The organism is Streptosporangium sp. NBC_01755 (assembly GCF_035917995.1).
GTDB lineage: Bacteria > Actinomycetota > Actinomycetes > Streptosporangiales > Streptosporangiaceae > Streptosporangium.
Genome location: NZ_CP109131.1, coordinates 586478 through 602877, shown reverse-complemented (window position 1 = coordinate 602877; position 16400 = coordinate 586478). Strand labels below are relative to the sequence as shown.

Genomic DNA, 16400 nt, shown 5'->3' with positions numbered 1-16400 from the left:
CATGACAATGACCAAGGCCACTGACGGCCGCCCCGCCCGTCCGCCGGGCCCGGCACGGAAGAAGAACCGCCTGAGCGGGTTCGACCTGCGCGAACGCCCCGAGCTCATCATGGTTCCCGGGGTCTTCCTGATCGTGGTGCTCGCCTGGGAGTTCCTGGTGCAGCCCCTCGGCATCGACGACTACGTGCTGCCCCGGCCCTCGCAGATCGTCGCCTCGCTGGGCACCCAGCTCACCGACGACCAGTTCTGGTCGCACCTGCTGGTCACGCTCCAGGAGTCCCTGGTCGGCTTCGTGATCGGCGTCGGCGCGGCGATGGTGCTGGGCACGCTGATCTCGCAGGTGCGGCTGGCCGAGCGCACGCTCATGCCCTACATCGTCGCCTTCCAGACGGTGCCGAAGGTCGCCCTGGCACCGCTGTTCGTCGTCTGGTTCGGCTTCGGCATGACCAGCAAGATCGTCATGGCGGCGGTCATCTCCTTCTTCCCGATGCTGGTCAACGTCATCGAGGGGCTGCGCTCGGCCGACGCCGACCGGATCCAGATGCTGACCGTGTTCGGCGCGGGCAAATTCCAGGTGTTCCGGATGGTCCGGCTGCCGAGCGCGCTGCCCTTCATCTTCGCCGGGCTCGACATCGGGATCGTCTTCGCCATCCTCGGCGCGGTCGTCGGCGAGTTCATCGGCGCCAAGGAGGGCCTGGGCTACCTGCTCCTGCAGACCAACTACAACTTCGACATCTCCGGGATGTTCGCGGTCCTGGTGGTGCTCTCCGTGCTCGGCCTCATCGCGCACTCCCTGATCCGTCTCGCCCAGCGGCGCTTCGCCTTCTGGGCCGAGGACAGCCGGGTGATCGGCGCATGAGCGATCCGAACCGCTTCGACGGCAGGGTGGCGCTGGTCACCGGCGCGGGCAAGGGCATCGGCGCGGCGATCGCCGCCACCCTCGCGGCCCGCGGCGCCCGCGTGGCCCAGGCCGACGTGACCTCCGGCGACGACTGGCAGGCGCCGCTGCCCGAGAGCGACGGGCACACCCGCCACCACGTCGACGTCCGCTCGGCGGAGTCCTGCCGCGCGTTGGTCGCCGAGGTGCTCGCCGCGCACGGCCGCCTCGACCACCTGGTCAACAACGCGGGCATCGTACGGCGTGGGCCGGCGGTCACGATGAGCGAGGACGACTTCACAGACGTCCTCGACGTCAACCTCACCGGCACCTTCCGCATGTCCCAGGCCGCCTACCCGGCACTGCGCGACGCGGGCAGGCCGGGCGGCGAGAGCACCGCGAGTGTGGTGAACATCGGCTCGACCAACGGTCACATCGCGGTCCTGGACACCCTCGGCTACTGCGTCAGCAAGGCCGGGGTGATGCACATGGCCAAGGTGCTCGCCCTGGAGTGGGCCCCCGACGGCATCCGTGTCAACGCCGTCGGACCCACGATCGTGCCCACGGACATGACCGTCGACGTCCGGGCCAGCTCGGCGTACATGCAGGACAAGCTGGCCACCATCCCCCTGGGGCGGATGGCCGGCCCCGGAGACGTCGCCAACGCGGTCGCCTTCCTGCTCAGCTCCGCCGCCGCCATGACGACAGGCCAGACGGTCTACGTCGACGGCGGAGTGACCATCCACTGACAACCGGCAGACCCTCGCGAGGAGCACCCCATGCCCAAACCAGACGTCACCGCCGCGCTGGCCGCCGTCGACGCACACCTCGACACCTTCGTCGAGGAGCTGCGGCAGCTCTGCCGGATCCGCAGCCGCCGCCAGGAACCCGACCAGATGGTGGCCACCGCCGAGTTCCTCGCCGCCTCGATCGGCCGCTGGGGCGGCACCGCCGAGGTCATCCCCTGGGAACACTCCCACCCGTACGTGCTGGGCGAGATCGGCGGCGGCGAGCCCGCCCTGCTGCACTTCAACCACTACGACGTCGAGGTGGAGCCGACCGGAGACGAGGAGCGGTGGATCAGCCCGCCGTACGCGGCGGAGATCCACGATGGGCGGCTGTACGCGCGAGGCGTCGCCGACGACAAGGGCGCCCTCATGTCGCGCGTCCACGCCGCGGCCGTGTGGTGGCTGTCCGGCCAGGAGGCGCCGGTCACCAGCCGTTACATCATGGAGGGCAAGCAGTGGCTGCACAGTCCCGGCCTCGGCTCGTTCGTCCGCGCGCACGCCGACCGGCTGGCGAGCGACGGCACCCTGTGGGAGAACTCCTGGACCGACGCCCAGGGCAGGCCGCTGCTCAAGCTCAGCGAGAAGGGTGTGCTCTACCTCAGGCTGACCGCCACCACACTGACGCGTGAGCTGACCAGCCAGAACACCGTGCTGCTCCCGTCGGCGACCACCCGCCTGGCCACGGCGCTGGCGAGCCTGCAGCGTCCCGACGGCACCGTCACCGTGGAGGGCTTCGCCGACGACGCGAGAGTCCCCACCGACGAGGAGCGGGAGCTGCTGGCCCAGCTGCACTTCGACGGCGACTTCCTGCGCGCCAGGGCCGGAGTCGACTCCTTCATCGGCGGCCTCGACGACGCCCAGGCGGCGGTCGAGATCCGCACCAGGCCCACCCTGACCGTCGCCGGCATCACCGGGGGCGACAACCGTGACGACATCACCCTCGGCATCCCGGCCACCGCCGTCGCCAAGGTGGAGATCCGCCTGGTCGCCGGGCAGGACCCCGAGCGGGTGCTGCGGGTCGTCGGCAAGCACCTGGCCGACGGCGGCTTCGGTGACATCGCGATCGAGGTCATGGCCACCAGCAGCCCGAGCATCACCGACCACCGCGATCCGTTCGTGTCGCTGGTCGCCGACGCGGCCCGCCGCGTCTACGGCGCCGAGCCCGTCATCGAGCCGTACACGCAGTGGATCGGCAACCAGGGTGTCATGGGTGGGCGCCCGATCGTCGGAGTCGGCGTCTCGCGCGCCGACTCCGGGGTCGACGGCCCCAACGAGAACATTCTTGTGGAGGACTACCGCAGGGGTATCAAGCACGTCGTCGAGGTCATGGCCGCGATGGCGGTGGACCGATGAGCGCCACCCACCTGCGCGGTGCCTCCGAGCGCGGCTACCTCGACCTGCCCTGGGGCCAGGTCCACTACCGGCGCGCGGGCGACCCCTCGGCGGTCCCGCTGCTCATCCTGCACCAGTCGCCGCTGTCGTCGGCGACCTACGAGCCCGCCCTCGCCGCCCTCGCCGCGCACGGCCTGCACGTCGTCGCGGTCGACACCCCCGGCTTCGGGATGTCGGACGCGCCCGGTGAGCAGTGGTCCATCCCCGACTACGCGGCGGCGACGTGGCGGATCGCCGACGCCCTCGGCCTGGGGAAGGTGCACCTGCTCGGGCAGCACACCGGCGCCGTGGTCGCCGCCGAGGCGGCGCTCACCGCCCGTGAGCGGGTGAACGGCCTGATCTTCCAGGGGCTGCCGCTGTACGACGACGCCGAGCGCGAGGAGAAGAAGGCCTCCTACGCGCCGGGCTACGAGCTCGCCCACGACGGCGGCCACCTGTCGACGATCTGGGAGCGGGTCCACTGGCTCTACCCGAGGATCTCAGCGGAGTCGGCCAGCCGCCAGGTCGCCGAGTATCTCAGCGTGGGCCCCGACTACGCGGTCGCCTACCGCGCGGTCTTCGACCACCGCCTGGACACCGCCGCGCTCGCCGGCATCCCCATGCTGCTGCTGCATGGCGGCGACGACGTCGTGGCCAGGATGAACGACGTCGTCCAGGCGGCGCTGCCGGGCGTGCCGCTGATCAGCATCCCCGGCGGCACCGACTTCGTCGCCGAGGAACAGCCGGAGATCTTCGCCAGGGCGGTGGCCGAGCACGTACTGGCACACCGGGCCGCGCAGCCGGACGCCGCGTTCAAGCCGCTCTACACCGCGACCGTCGAGGTCCAGGGCGGTCGCGCGGGCAGCGCGCGCTCGCTCACCGGCTCGCTGGACCTCGCTCTCACCCGGCCCGCGGCCCGCACGCCAGGCGACACCGGAACCGACCCCGAGGAGCTCTTCGCCGCTGGGTACGGCGCCTGCTTCGCCAGCGCACTGGCGATGGTGGCGCGGCGCGAGCGGATCGGCCTCGACCCGGTGAGCGTCACCACGTCGGTGACGCTCGGCTCCGTGCCCGGCGGGAAGTACGCGATCGCCGCCGCGCTCAGGATCGCCGCGCCGCACGTTCCGCAGGCGGACCTGGAGCGGCTCGTCGGCATCGCCGACGGCATGTGCCCCTACTCCAACGCGGTCCGGGGTAACGCTGACGTCACGATCGAGGTTCTCGGCGCTCCTTAGGACAGCGTTGCCCTATGACATTCACATGATCTTCCCCCCTTACGTGCCGCCCGCCGCGTGCGCCCCGACCAACCGAGGAAACCATGACCACCGATGACATCGGAGAGGACCGGGAGCCCGAACGCTCCCGCTCCGGTATCGCGCGGGTTCTCGCCGTGATCGATGTCATCGGCAGATCGCCCCAGCCCCAGGGTGTCTCCACCATCGCGCGGCAGACCGGCCTGCCCAAGGCCGTGGCGCACCGCATACTGCGGGAGCTGGTGACCGGCCAGTTCCTGAGCTTCGACGAGGACAGGAAGCTCTACCGTCTCGGCCCCGGGGCGCTGAGCGTCGGCCTGGCCGCCATGCGCGAACTCGACGTGCCGGCCGTCGCCCACCGCCACCTGGTGGCGCTGGCCGAGCGGACGGGCGAGACGGCGACGCTCTCGCTCCGCCAGGGCTGGTCGCGGGTCTACGTCGACCAGGTCCTCTCCTCACAGGAGATCCGCATGTCGGTGGCGCTGGGCACCAGCCACCCCTTGCACGCGGGCTCCTCCTCCAAGGCGATCCTCGCGGCGCTGCCCGACGCGGAGGTGGACGACTACGTGGCCCACCACCGCCTCGACAGCGTCACCGACGCCACGATCACCTCCACGACCGCGCTGGGCGAGGAGATCATCCGGATTCGCACCCTCGGCTACGCCGTCAGTTTCGGCGAGCGGCAGTCGGGGGCGACGAGTGTGGCGGCGGCCTTCCGCGGCGCGACCGGGCAGGTCGTCGGATCGGTGTCGGTGTGCGGGCCGCAGGACATGTTCACCCGCAGCCGGAGGGAGTCGCTGGGGGAGTGGGTGGCCGCAGCGGCCGCCGACATCTCGGCCGACCTCGGCTTCCGTACGGCGGACCGGGACCGGGACGGGGAGGGCGGTCGCGTGACACCCACTCCGTGAGACGGCGGAGGCGGCCTGCCGTACCGGAAGCAGACCGGAAGAATATCGATGAAACCATTTCTGACCTGGGGGTAAGCATGCGCGACGGGCCATTGGAAGGTCTGCGAGTCGTCGACGCCTCGACGATCCTGGCGGGGCCGCTGTGCGCTCAGATCCTCGGCGACTTCGGTGCCGGCGTGGTGAAGATCGAGCATCCGACGGCGGGCGACGGCATGCGCGGCCACGGCGAGTCCAAGGACGGCGTCTCGCTGTGGTGGAAGGAGATCTCCCGCAACAAGCAGACGATCGGGCTCAGCCTGTCCGCGCCCGAGGGGGCCTCGCTCTTCCTGCGGCTGATGGAACGCACCGACGTGCTCATCGAGAACTTCCGGCCAGGCACCCTGGAGCGCTGGGGGCTCGGTCCCGACAGGCTGCACGAGGTCAACCCCGGGCTGGTCATCGTCAGGATCACCGGCTTCGGGCAGACGGGGCCGTACGCGGGGCGGGCCGGGTTCGGCACGCTCGCCGAGGCGATGAGCGGCTTCGCCCACCTGACCGGCGAGGCCGAGGGACCACCCACGCTGCCCGCCTTCGGGCTGGCCGACAGCATCTGCGGCATCGCGGCCTCCTCGGCGACGATGATGGCGCTCTGGGAGCGCGAGCGCGACCAGGAAAAGCGCGGGCAGGTCGTCGACATGAGCCTGCTGGAGCCCATCATGACGGCCGTCGGCCCCTCGCCGACCGTCTACCAGCAGCTCGGGATCGTCGAACACCGGCACGGCAACCGTTCCACCAACAACGCGCCGCGCAACACCTACCTCACCTCCGATGGCCACTGGGTGGCGGTTTCGACCAGCGCCCAGACGATCGCCGAGCGGGTGATACGCCTGGTCGGGCACCCCGAGGTGATCGACGAGTCCTGGTTCGCCACCGGCGCGGGCCGCGTCCGGCATGTGGAGCTGCTGGACAGGCTGCTCGGCGACTGGATCGCCGCCCGCACCCGGGAGGAGGTCGTCGCGGAGTTCACCTCGGCGGGCGCCGCGGTCGCCCCCGTCTACGACGCCCGTGACCTCGTGGAGGATCCCCACGTCCGCGAGACCGGGATGCTCACCTCCGTCGACGACGCCGACCTTGGCTCCGTGCTGATGCACAACGTGATGTGGCGGATGTCGCGGACACCGGGCCGGATCCGGTTCACCGGCCGCGGCCTGGGAGCCGACACGGAGCATGTGCTCGTCGAGGGGCTGGGCTGCGACCCCGCGACCCTGAGCGACCTACGAGAACGAAAGATCATCGCCTGATCCGCGACGGCGCGGCGACGCGTCGATCGGGGGGACAGACGGACATCGGGAGAGACGAGACGACGTGAGCACATCCACCACCCTGGCCACCTCGCCGGGAGAGACGGTAAGCGACCCCCTACTGGAGGCGGTACGCGGCGGCGTGACCGTGTACGACCTGGGCCGCCCGTTCTACGCGGGCATGCCGCAGTCGCCCAACCACCCCGCGTACACCCACACGCTCCCGCGCCGCCACGGCGACAAGGTGCGCCCCGACGGTGGGTCCGCGGCCAACGACATGCTCGTCATGGGCACCCACGTGGGCACGCACATCGACGCGCTGGCCCACGTGTCTCACGACGGCAGGCTGTACGGCGGCGTGGACGCGGCGGCGGCCTGTGTCGGGGGCCGCTACCCCGACCACGGCATCCACACGGTCGCGCCGATGGTGTGCAGGGGCGTGCTGCTCGACATACCCGCCGCGTTCGGAGTGGCCTCCTGCGAGCCGGGCTACGAGATCACCCCGGCCGACCTCGACAGGGCCGTACGGGAGCAGGGCACCGAGGTCGAGGCCGGTGACGTCGTGCTGATCCGCAGCGGGTGGGGCAGCCGTTTCTCCGATCCCGACCGCACGGCCTACATCGGCTCCGAGTCCGGCGTCCCAGGGGTGGGGGAGGCGGGGGCGTACTGGCTGGCCGAGCGCGGGGTGCGCGCCGCCGGGGCCGACACCATCGCCTTCGAGTGCCTGGCCCCGGGCCAGGGGCACAGCGTGCTGCCCGCGCACCGGGTCCTGCTGGTGGAGTCCGGCGTCTACATCATCGAAACGATGAACCTGGAGGAGCCGGCCCTGCACGGTGTGCACGAGTTCACCTTCGTGCTGTCGCCGCTGGCGCTCTTCGGCGCCACCGGCTCGCCGGTGCGGCCCCTGGCGGTGGTCGGCCGCCCGCCGGCGCGGGGCGCCGAGGCCGAAGGGCAGGGCGGTCGCCGTGGCTGAGCCGACGCTCGGCCGCCAACTGGCCGACTTCGCCGTCGACACCTCCTACTCGACGCTGCCCGCCGACGTCGTCGACAGCGTCCGCAAGCGCGTGCTCGATGTGATCGGGCTGTGCGTGGCCGCGCACCGGCTGCCGACCAGCACCGCCATCGTGGAGTACGTCCGCGACCAGGGCGGGCGCCCCCAGGCCCACGTGGTGGGCGGCGGCTCCGCGGTGCCCGCACCGCTGGCCGCCCTCGCCAACGGGGTGCTCGCCCACTCCCTCGACTATGACGACACCCACCTGCCCTCGGTGCTGCACCCCAGCGCCTCGGTGGTCCCGGCCGCGCTGGCCGCCGCCGAGCTGGCCGGGGCGTCCGGCCGCGAGACGATCCACGCCATCGCGATCGGCCTGGAGGTGTGCGTACGGGTCGGCATGGCGGGCTACGACCGCGAGGCCGGCAACTCGACGTTCTTCGAGCACGGCCAGCACGCCACGTCCATCTGCGGCGCCTTGGGCGGCGCCGTCGCCGCGGCCGTGCTGCTCGGCCTGCCGCGCGAGGGTGTGCTCGACGCGCTCGGCGTCGCCGCCTCCACCGCCTCGGGCATCATCGAGGCCAACCGCACCGGCGGCACCGTCAAGCGGCTGCACTGCGGGTGGGCGGCGCAGTCGGCGGTGACCTCGGCCGAGCTGGTCAGGCGCGGTTTCACCGGGCCGCCGACCGTGCTTGAGGGCAGGTTCGGCTTCTTCCAGGCGTTCCTGCACGGGCGGTACGAGGCGTCGGAGATCACCTCCGGTCTCGGCATCGACTGGGCGGTCCCCGGGATCTTCTTCAAGCCCTACCCCGCCAACCACTTCGTGCACACCGCGGTGGACGCCGCGATCGGGCTGCGCGAGCAGGGGCTCGACCCCTCCCGGGTGGAGAGCCTGACGCTTGGCGTACCCGCGCCCGTCATCCGGACGATCGGCGAGCCCATCGAGGGCAAGCGCACTCCCGAGACCGGCTATCAGGCGCAGTTCAGCGGTCCGTACGCGGTCGCGGCCGGGCTGCTGGGCGGCGGCGGCCTCGGTGTGGGGCTGGCGGACTTCACCGACGAACTGGCCCGCGACCCGCTCCGCCGGGACCTCATGGCAAAGGTCGAGGTGGTGGCGGACGAGCGGGCCACCGCGATCTTCCCCCACCAGTTCCCCGCGGTGCTGCGCGCCCGCGACACCGACGGCCGCGAGTGGAGCCAGGAGGTGCTCACCAACAGGGGCGGCCCCCAGCGGCCGCTCTCGGCGGACGAGCTGGCGGCGAAGTTCCGCGACAACGCCGAGGGGCGGCTGTCGGCCGCCACCATGGACGCCGTGACCGACCGGGTGGTACGGCTCGACGAGCTGGACCACATCGGAGACCTGCTCCGCCTGGTGGCGGAGCCGCAGTACGCGACAGGAGACGGCCGTGACTGAGTACGACCTGCTGGTGAAGAACGTCCGCGTGGTCTCGCACGAGCGCGACGAGCCCATCGAGGCGGACATCGCCATCAAGGACGGGCGGATCGCCCGGGTGGAGCCCGGCCTGGACACCTCGGCGGCCCGCGAGGTCGTCGACGGCGGCGGCAAGCTCGCCTTCCCCGGCGTGGTGGACGCTCACCAGCACTGGGGCATCTACAACCCGCTGGGCGAGGACGCCGTCTCCGAGAGCAGGGCGAGCGCGCAGGGTGGCGTCACCACCGCGCTGACCTACATGCGGACCGGCCAGTACTACCTCAACAAGGGCGGCGACTACGCCGACTTCTTCCCCGAGGTGCTCGACGCCACCGCCGACCGCGCCTACGTCGACTACGGCTTCCACCTCGCGCCGATGTCGCGCGGCCACATCGGGGAGATCCCCGACCTGATCGAGCGCTTCGGCGTCACCTCGTTCAAGGTCTTCATGTTCTACGGCAGTCACGGCCTGCACGGCCGCTCCGCCGACCAGAACTCCTTCCTGATGATCCCGCCAGGGGAGCGCTACGACTACGCGCACTTCGAGTTCGTGATGCGCGGCGTGCAGGCGGCCAGGGAGCGCTTCCCCGACCTGGCCGACGAGATCTCGCTGTCGCTGCACTGCGAGACCGCCGAGATCATGAGCGCGTACACCAAGATGGTGGAGGACGCCGGCGACCTGAGCGGCCTGGCCGCCTACCACGCCTCCCGGCCGCCGCACTCCGAGGGCCTGGCCGTCTCCATCGCCTCCTACCTGGCCCACGAGACCGGCCTGCCCACCATCAACCTGCTGCACCTGTCGTCCAGGAAGGCGGTGGACGCCGCGGTCCGGATGGCCGGCGCGTTCCCGCACATCGACTTCCGGCGCGAGGTGACGGTCGGCCACCTGCTGGCCGACATCACCACCGCGCACGGCCTCGGCGGCAAGGTCAACCCGCCGCTGCGGCCCCGAGAGGACGTCGAGGCACTGTGGGAGTACGTGCTGGACGGCACCGTCGACTGGGTGGTCAGCGACCACGCCTGCTGCCGGGACGAGACGAAGTTCGGCGAGCCGCGCGATGACATCTTCGTCGCCAAGTCGGGCTTCGGCGGGGCCGAGTACCTGCTCCCGGGGATGATCACCGAGGGCCGTCGCCGTGGCCTGTCCTACGGCCGGATCACGGCGCTCACCTCGCAGAACCCGGCCAGGCGCTACGGCCTGCGTACCAAGGGCGCCATCGCGGTCGGCCTGGACGCCGACCTGTGCCTCGTCGACCCGGACGAGACCTGGACCGTCCGGGCCGCCGAGTCGGAGTCGACCCAGGAGTACACCCCGTTCGAGGGTTTCGAGCTGACCGCCAAGGTCACCGACACCTTCGTCCGGGGCCACCGGGTGCTCGACGCCGGCAAGATCGTCGGCGACCCGGTGGGCCGCTACGTCCACCGTCCCGCCGGCGGGCGCCGAGCGGTCCGGGCGAGCGGGGTGGGAACGGCTCCGTGACCCCCCGCTGTCCGGCCGCTTCGCCGACGCCGATACTGGAACGGTGCTGAGCAGCCAACGCCTGCGGGTGCTTCTGGAGATCTTCAGGACGGGGAGCATCGCGGGAGCCGCCCGCACCCTGCGGCTCTCGCCCTCCGCCGTGTCCCACCAGCTCTCCAAGCTGGAGGAGGAGGCCGGCGTGGGCCTGGTCGAGCGGGGCGCGCAGAGCCTGCGGCTGACCGCGGCCGGGCGGCGGCTCGCGACCCGGGCGCAAGAGGTGCTCGACATCATCGAGGCGGCGGAGAAGGATCTGCTGGCGCAGGCCAGGGCCGACGCCGGGCAACTGAGGATCGGTTTCTTCGCCTCCGCGGGATACCGGTTGCTGCCGCTGGCGCTGTCGACCTTCACCGCCCGCCATCCCGCCGTGGAGCTCGACCTGGTGCTCGGCCAGCCGCACGAGCTCCTGCCCGACCTGGAGCGCGGCGCGCTGGACGTCCTGGTCGTCTTCGAGCACGCGCTCGATCCCTGGAAGCCGCCGGAGGGGGTCGAGGTCATCCACCTGTTCGACGAGCCGCAGCTTCTGGTCGTGCCGCCGGGCCATCCGGCGGGGCAGCGGCAGCGGGTACGGCTCGCCGACCTGGCCGGCGAGCCGTGGATCACCACGTACGGCACCGACACCCCGGTCTCGGTGCTGGAGCGTGCCAGCGCGCTGGAGGGGTTCAGCCCGATGATCCGCTGCCGCAGCGACCACTACGAGGTCACGCTCGGACTGGTCAGGGCCGGGCTGGGGGTGGCGCTGGTGCCCAGCCTCGGCGCGCAGAGGGCCTCGGGCATCCAGGTGTGCAGGTTGGACGGCCCCCGCCTTTATCGCAGGATCGGCGCCGCCACCCGTCCGACCAATCCCAACCCGGCGCTGCGCTCCTTCATCGACTACCTGCGCGACGCCTCGGCCCAGATCCGCAACGCCCTGCGCTGACTCCTTTGGCGTGTCCCGGGTCAGCGGTCGAGAGGCAGGCCGGCGAGAGGCAGGCCGGCCAGGCGGCCGATGGCCAGGCCGGCCTGGCGGGCACGCTCCACCAGGGCGTGCTCGCCTCCGGCGGGACCGTTGGCCAGCACGGCGTAGCCGATCCGGCGCTCGGCGCCGATCATCACACCCACGTCGGCCCGCACGCCGACGTCGGTGCCGGTCTTGTTCGCCACCCACACCGTCCCGGCGGGAACGGAGCCGGGGATCTCCAGGTCCTCCGGCTCGCTCGGCAGCAGGGCGGGAACCAGGCTCCGGTCGGTGTTGCTGGCCATCCAGCCCAGCAGGAGCCGGGTCCACTCCCGCCGGCCGTCGAGCCCGGCCGCGAACCGGGCGAGCTCGCCCGCCGTACCGACGGCGAAGGTCGGCGGGTGCGAGGGCAGGCGCGGCTCGCGGATCCGGTCGAGGATCCGCGTCCGTGCGAAGCCGAGTGCGGCGGCGCCCTCGGCGACCAGGTCCAGGCCGAGCCGGCGCAGCAGCGCGTTGGTCGCGGTGTTGTCGCTCACCGACGCGGTGAGCACGGCGAGATCCCCGATCGCCCAGCGGCGGCCGGACAGGACGCCGAGGAGACCGGAACCTCCGCAGCGGTCGTCCTCGCGCAGCTCCACGATCTCGGTGGGATCGAGTTCCCCCTCGGTGATCCCCCGTGCCAGCACGGCGAGCAGCAGCAGCTTGCCGACGCTGGCGAGGGGCAGTTCGGCGTCCTCGTCGACGGAGATCAGCCCCGGCACCGACACGGCCACCCTGGCGATCACCGGGGCGGCGCCGCTCTCACCCGGGAGGCCGATCCCTGTCATCGCCCCATTCTCCCGGAACCCGGTGTCCTTCCCGAGGTCACCGTCATTGTCGGTCACGTGGCCAGCACCGTCCCCGGCCGGGCGCCGGTCTCGGCACCGTCGCGGATCACGCTCTCACCGGCGACGATCACCGAGTGGACTCCTGTCGGGGGGACCAGCGGCGCGGCGAAGGTGGCGCCGTCGGCGATCGAGGCGGGGTCGAAGACGACCAGGTCGGCGTGGGCGCCGTCGCTGATCACGCCGCGCCCCGTCAGCCCGAACCTGGCCGCGGCCATGCCGGTCATCTTGTGCACCGCCGTCTCCAGGTCGAGCAGTCCCAGCTCCCGGGTGTAGTGCCCGAGCACGCGTGGGAACGTCCCGGCCCAGCGCGGGTGGGGACGGCCGCCGGGCTTGGGCACGCCGTCGGAGCCGATCATCGAGTACGGCGCGGTCAGCACCCGCCGTACATCGTCCTCGATCATGGAGTGGCTGATGATCGTGACCTCGCCCTGCTCGGCGACGAGCAGGGCGGCGGCCACGTCGAGGGGGTCCTGGCCGCGGGCGGCGGCCAGCTCGGCGATCGTGTGCCCCTCCGTCTCGGGGTGGCGTGGCGCGCAGGCGATCGAGATGCGGTCCCAGCCGCCGTTGCCGACGGTGTTCTCCCAGCCGGGGAAGCCCTCGGCGATGGCCCGGCGCATCCGATCGCGCTGGCCGGGGTCGGCCAGCCGCGCCATCAGCGCGGACACCCCACCGTCCGAGGCCCAGGGCGGGAGCATCGCGCCCAGCGCCGTGCTTCCCGCGGTGTAGGGGTAGACGTCGCAGGTCACGTCCATGCCCTCGGCCCGCAGCCCGGCGATTCTGGGCAGGGTGCGCTCGGTGAGTCCCCAGGCGTACTTGCCCGCCGTCTTGTGGTGGGAGACGTGCAGCGGGGCGCCGCTCCTGCGCGCGATCTCGACGGCTTCCTCCAGAGCCTCCTCCACGCGCGACATCTCATCGCGCAGGTGGGTGACGTACGGCTTGCCGTGCCCGGCCGCGACGGCGGCCAGCGCGACGACCTCGTCGGTACTCGCGTAGGTGCCGGGGGTGTAGATGAGCCCGCTGGAGAGCCCGGCCGCGCCCGCCGAGAGCGCCCGGTCGAGCAGTGCGCACATGGTCTCCAGCTCGCCGGGGGCGGCGGCCCGATCGACGGGGCCGATCACTCCGGCGCGGAGCGTGCCGTGCCCGACGAGGGAGGCGAGGTGGTTGGCGCGGGGCACGGCCGCGTGCGCGGCGGCGAACTCGGCGAAGCCCTCGTACATCCCGACGTCGCCGCCGAAGTAGACCCGGCTCTCCGCGCGCATCGCGGCCAGCCGTTCCGGCAGGGCGGGAAAGAGGCTGGAGCCGCAGTTGCCGCAGATCTCCGTGGTGACACCCTGCAGGACGGCGGCCTGGACCATGTCGCCGCCCAGTTCCCCGTCGATCAGGGTGACGCCGTCGGAGTGGGTGTGCACGTCGATGAAGCCGGGGGCGACGACGAGGCCGGTCACGTCCTCGGTGTGGCGGGAGCCGGCCGGGCTTCCCGGGGGCAGCAACGTGAGGCGACCGGCGAGGACGCCGACGTCGGCGAGGTGGGCGGCATCGGGCGCCGCCGTGCCGTCGACCACCAGGCCGCCTCGGAGCAGCAGGTCGAAGCGGGTCACAGGACCTGCCCGAGGAAGGTACGGAAGCGTTCGTGGCGCGGGTTGGCGAGCACGTCGCGGGGGTCGCCCTGCTCGACGATCACCCCGCCGTCGATGAAGACCAGGCTGTCGCCGACCTCGCGGGCGAAGCTCATCTCGTGGGTCACGACCATCATCGTCATCCCGCTGGCGGCCAGATCCCGCATGACCGCGAGCACCTCCTGGACCAGCTCGGGGTCGAGCGCGCTGGTCGGCTCGTCGAAGAGCATGAGCTTGGGGTCCATCGCCAGGCTGCGGGCGATCGCCACGCGCTGCTGCTGGCCGCCGGAGAGCTGGGCGGGGTAGTGGTCCGCACGGTCTGCCAGGTCCACCCGTTCCAGCAGTTCCAGCGCCCTCCTCCTGGCGTCCCTCTTGGAGATGCCCTTGACGACCACCGGGCCCTCCATGACGTTCTCCAGCGCCGTGCGGTGCGGGAAGAGGTGGAAGCGCTGGAACACCATGCCGATGTCCTGCCGCTGGCGGCAGAGCCGGGCGGGGCTCAGGTGATGGAGCCGGTCGCCCTGTTCGGCGTAGCCGATCAGGTCGCCGTCCACCCGGATGCGGCCGGAGTCGATGGTCTCCAGCCGGTTGACGCAGCGCAGCAGTGTTGACTTGCCGGACCCGGACGGGCCGACGACACAGACCACGCCGCCTACGGGCACGTCCAGGCTGATGCCTTTGAGCACCTCGACGGAGCCGAAGCACTTGCGCACCGAGCGGATGCTCACCATGGGTTCGGTCATCAAACGTTCCCCCTGCTGAACGGCCGCAGGTTGCGGCGGACTCTGACCTGCAGCGCGTGGTGGCCGCGCTCGAACCGCTTCTCGATGAAGTGCTGGCCGACGCTGGCGATGGTGGTGAGCACGATGTACCAGATGGAGGCCACGATGAGCAGCGCGATCACCTCGAAGTTGCCGAGGTAGATGCGCTGGGAGACGGTCAGCAGCTCGGCCCCGGCGATGACCGAGACCATCGAGGTGGTCTTGAGCATCGAGATGAACTGGTTGCCGGTGGGAGGGATGATCACCCGCATCGCCTGGGGGAGCACCACCCGGCGAAGCACCTGCCGGTGCGACATGCCGAGCGCCTCGGCCGCCTCGCGCTGGCCGGGGTCCACCGAGCGGATGCCCGCCCGGACGATCTCGGCCATGTAGGCGCCCTCGTTGATCGCCAGACCGAGCAGGGCCGCGGTGAAGGGCGTGATCAGCTCGTTGGCCTGCCACTCGATCAGCTTGGGGCCGTCGAACGGCACGCCGATGCCGAAGGAGGGGAAGACCAGCCCGATGTTGAACCAGAAGATGAGCTGGACCAGCAGCGGGGTGCCGCGGAAGAACCAGGTGTAGAGCGCGGAGGCGCCCCGCAGCACGGGGCTGCCGGACAGCTGCATCACCGCGGCGAGGATGCCCAGCGCCAGGCCGATCACCATCGACAGCACGGTGAGCTGGATCGTGACCCACAGGCCGCCGAGGATCCTGCCGTCCATCAGGTACGCGGCGATGACGTCCCAGTGTAGGTTCTCGTTGACGATGATCGTGTAGGCCAGCCAGACCAGGATGAATCCGGCGACCGTCGCCATGATCCACCGGCCGGGCCGCGGCGGGCGGAGCGCGTCGATCGGCAGGTGCGGATTCTCGGTGTCCGCGGCGGTTCCGGTCACTTCCACGGCTTGGTGTTGACCGTCACCTCGGGCACGGCGTTGCTCGCGACGCCGTACTTCTCCAGGACCGCCTGGTAACCGCCGTCGGCGGTCAGTTCCTGCATGGCCTTGGCCACGGCGTCGCGCAGCGCGGTGTTGCGCCGGTCGATCGCGATGCCCCAGGGGCCGGCGTCGTACTGCTCGGGCAGCACGTCGTACTTGCCGGTCTCCTTGGCGTACATCGCCGCGACGGGCGAGTCGACGATGGTGGCGACCGCGCGGCCGGAGTCGATGCTCAGCAGGCCGGTCGGTGCGTCCTCACTCTGCATGATCTGCATCTTCTTGGCGCACTTCTCGTCCTGCCGCTGCCCGATCGCGAGGTTCGAGCTGCCCTTGGCCAGCACGACGGTACGACCGCACAGGTCCTCAAGGGTCTTGATGCCCTCGGGGTTGCCCTTCTTGACCATGATGGCCCCGCCGGCGTTGAAGTAGTCGACGAAGTCGACGGCCGCGCGGCGCTCCTCGGTGTCGCTCATCGAGGACATCACCACGTCCCAGCGGCCTGCCTGCAGGCCCGGGATCAGGCCGTCGAAGGCGGCGTTGGTCACCTTGGCCTTCAGACCGAGCTTGGTCGCGATCGCGGCGGCGAGGTCCGGGTCGACGCCGGTGAGATCCTGGGTGCCCGGCTTGTACATCTCCATCGGCGGGTAGCCCTCCGAGGTCGCCATCCGGAGCTCGCCCGTCTTGCGGACGGCCTCGGGCACCAGGTCCTTGGCGGTCTTGCCGGCCGCCGCGCCGGCGCCCGCGCCGGCGTCGGTTCCCGACGACGAGCGCCCGCAGCCTCCGGCGAATGCCGATACCGCCAGCGCGACAGCAATGACCGAATACAGGCGCTTTGTCACGAAACCTCC

At 71.5% G+C, this 16400-nt stretch carries 15 protein-coding genes; 10 read left to right on the top strand and 5 right to left on the bottom strand.

All coding sequences use genetic code 11. The features are described 5' to 3' along the window. The first annotated feature begins 7 nt into the window (after positions 1-7). The 10 genes from OG884_RS02515 to OG884_RS02470 all read left to right on the top strand — a co-directional run bounded on the left by OG884_RS02515 (position 8) and on the right by OG884_RS02470 (position 11332). Complete coding sequence (locus OG884_RS02515; protein WP_326641696.1) at positions 8-859, top strand: ABC transporter permease; 852 nt, start codon at positions 8-10, stop codon at positions 857-859. Continuing rightward, positions 856-1626 (top strand): SDR family NAD(P)-dependent oxidoreductase, encoded by a 771-nt coding sequence (locus OG884_RS02510; protein WP_326641694.1) that lies wholly within the window; start codon positions 856-858, stop codon positions 1624-1626. Before OG884_RS02515 ends, OG884_RS02510 begins: the two co-directional genes overlap by 4 nt. 30 nt (positions 1627-1656) lie before the next feature. Then, positions 1657-3018 carry a M20/M25/M40 family metallo-hydrolase gene (locus tag OG884_RS02505; RefSeq protein ID WP_326641692.1) on the top strand — a complete coding sequence of 454 codons (1362 nt, stop codon included), beginning with the start codon at positions 1657-1659 and terminating at the stop codon, positions 3016-3018. Beyond that, positions 3015-4271, top strand: a complete 1257-nt coding sequence (locus OG884_RS02500) for an Ohr family peroxiredoxin (RefSeq protein WP_326641690.1) — start codon at positions 3015-3017, stop codon at positions 4269-4271. The genes OG884_RS02505 and OG884_RS02500 overlap by 4 nt, the downstream gene beginning before the upstream one ends. An 83-nt stretch (positions 4272-4354) precedes the next feature. Further along, entirely contained in the window at positions 4355-5197 is an 843-nt protein-coding gene (locus OG884_RS02495; protein WP_326641688.1) for an IclR family transcriptional regulator, read from the top strand. 77 nt (positions 5198-5274) lie between these two features. Continuing rightward, positions 5275-6477, top strand: a complete 1203-nt coding sequence (locus OG884_RS02490; protein WP_326641685.1) for a CaiB/BaiF CoA transferase family protein — start codon at positions 5275-5277, stop codon at positions 6475-6477. A gap of 64 nt (positions 6478-6541) precedes the next feature. Further along, positions 6542-7450: a cyclase family protein gene (locus OG884_RS02485; protein WP_326641683.1), complete on the top strand. Its 909-nt coding sequence runs from the start codon at positions 6542-6544 to the stop codon at positions 7448-7450. After that, complete coding sequence (locus OG884_RS02480; RefSeq protein WP_326641681.1) at positions 7443-8879, top strand: MmgE/PrpD family protein; 1437 nt, start codon at positions 7443-7445, stop codon at positions 8877-8879. Before OG884_RS02485 ends, OG884_RS02480 begins: the two co-directional genes overlap by 8 nt. Further along, entirely contained in the window at positions 8872-10377 is a 1506-nt protein-coding gene (locus OG884_RS02475) for a dihydroorotase (RefSeq protein ID WP_326641679.1), read from the top strand. Before OG884_RS02480 ends, OG884_RS02475 begins: the two co-directional genes overlap by 8 nt. A 43-nt stretch (positions 10378-10420) precedes the next feature. Continuing rightward, positions 10421-11332, top strand: coding sequence for a LysR family transcriptional regulator (locus OG884_RS02470; RefSeq protein WP_326641677.1), 912 nt, complete (start codon positions 10421-10423; stop codon positions 11330-11332). 20 nt (positions 11333-11352) lie between these two features. Here OG884_RS02470 and OG884_RS02465 read toward each other — a convergent pair whose 3' ends face one another. The 5 genes from OG884_RS02465 to OG884_RS02445 are packed head-to-tail and all read right to left on the bottom strand — an operon-like array spanning position 11353 to position 16391. Next, positions 11353-12234, bottom strand: coding sequence for a serine hydrolase (locus OG884_RS02465; RefSeq protein ID WP_326641675.1), 882 nt, complete (start codon positions 12232-12234; stop codon positions 11353-11355). Further along, positions 12231-13835: an N-acyl-D-amino-acid deacylase family protein gene (locus tag OG884_RS02460; RefSeq protein ID WP_326641673.1), complete on the bottom strand. Its 1605-nt coding sequence runs from the start codon at positions 13833-13835 to the stop codon at positions 12231-12233. Before OG884_RS02460 ends, OG884_RS02465 begins: the two co-directional genes overlap by 4 nt. After that, positions 13832-14596: an amino acid ABC transporter ATP-binding protein gene (locus OG884_RS02455; protein WP_326641671.1), complete on the bottom strand. Its 765-nt coding sequence runs from the start codon at positions 14594-14596 to the stop codon at positions 13832-13834. The genes OG884_RS02460 and OG884_RS02455 overlap by 4 nt, the downstream gene beginning before the upstream one ends. Further along, the gene (locus tag OG884_RS02450; protein WP_326641669.1) at positions 14596-15516 is read right to left on the bottom strand and encodes an amino acid ABC transporter permease; all 921 of its coding nucleotides are present in this window, start codon (positions 15514-15516) and stop codon (positions 14596-14598) included. Before OG884_RS02450 ends, OG884_RS02455 begins: the two co-directional genes overlap by 1 nt. After that, positions 15507-16391 (bottom strand): ABC transporter substrate-binding protein, encoded by an 885-nt coding sequence (locus tag OG884_RS02445; protein ID WP_326641667.1) that lies wholly within the window; start codon positions 16389-16391, stop codon positions 15507-15509. The genes OG884_RS02450 and OG884_RS02445 overlap by 10 nt, the downstream gene beginning before the upstream one ends. Positions 16392-16400: the final 9 nt, after the last annotated feature.

Excerpts from the sequence above, each read along its gene's own strand:
- OG884_RS02515 (WP_326641696.1), top strand. The coding sequence starts at position 8 with ATGACCAAGGCCACTGACGGCCGCCCCGCCCGTCCGCCGGGCCCGGCA.
- OG884_RS02510 (WP_326641694.1), top strand. The coding sequence starts at position 856 with ATGAGCGATCCGAACCGCTTCGACGGCAGGGTGGCGCTGGTCACCGGC.
- OG884_RS02505 (WP_326641692.1), top strand. The coding sequence starts at position 1,657 with ATGCCCAAACCAGACGTCACCGCCGCGCTGGCCGCCGTCGACGCACAC.
- OG884_RS02500 (WP_326641690.1), top strand. The coding sequence starts at position 3,015 with ATGAGCGCCACCCACCTGCGCGGTGCCTCCGAGCGCGGCTACCTCGAC.
- OG884_RS02495 (WP_326641688.1), top strand. The coding sequence starts at position 4,355 with ATGACCACCGATGACATCGGAGAGGACCGGGAGCCCGAACGCTCCCGC.
- OG884_RS02490 (WP_326641685.1), top strand. The coding sequence starts at position 5,275 with ATGCGCGACGGGCCATTGGAAGGTCTGCGAGTCGTCGACGCCTCGACG.
- OG884_RS02455 (WP_326641671.1), bottom strand. The coding sequence starts at position 14,596 with ATGACCGAACCCATGGTGAGCATCCGCTCGGTGCGCAAGTGCTTCGGC.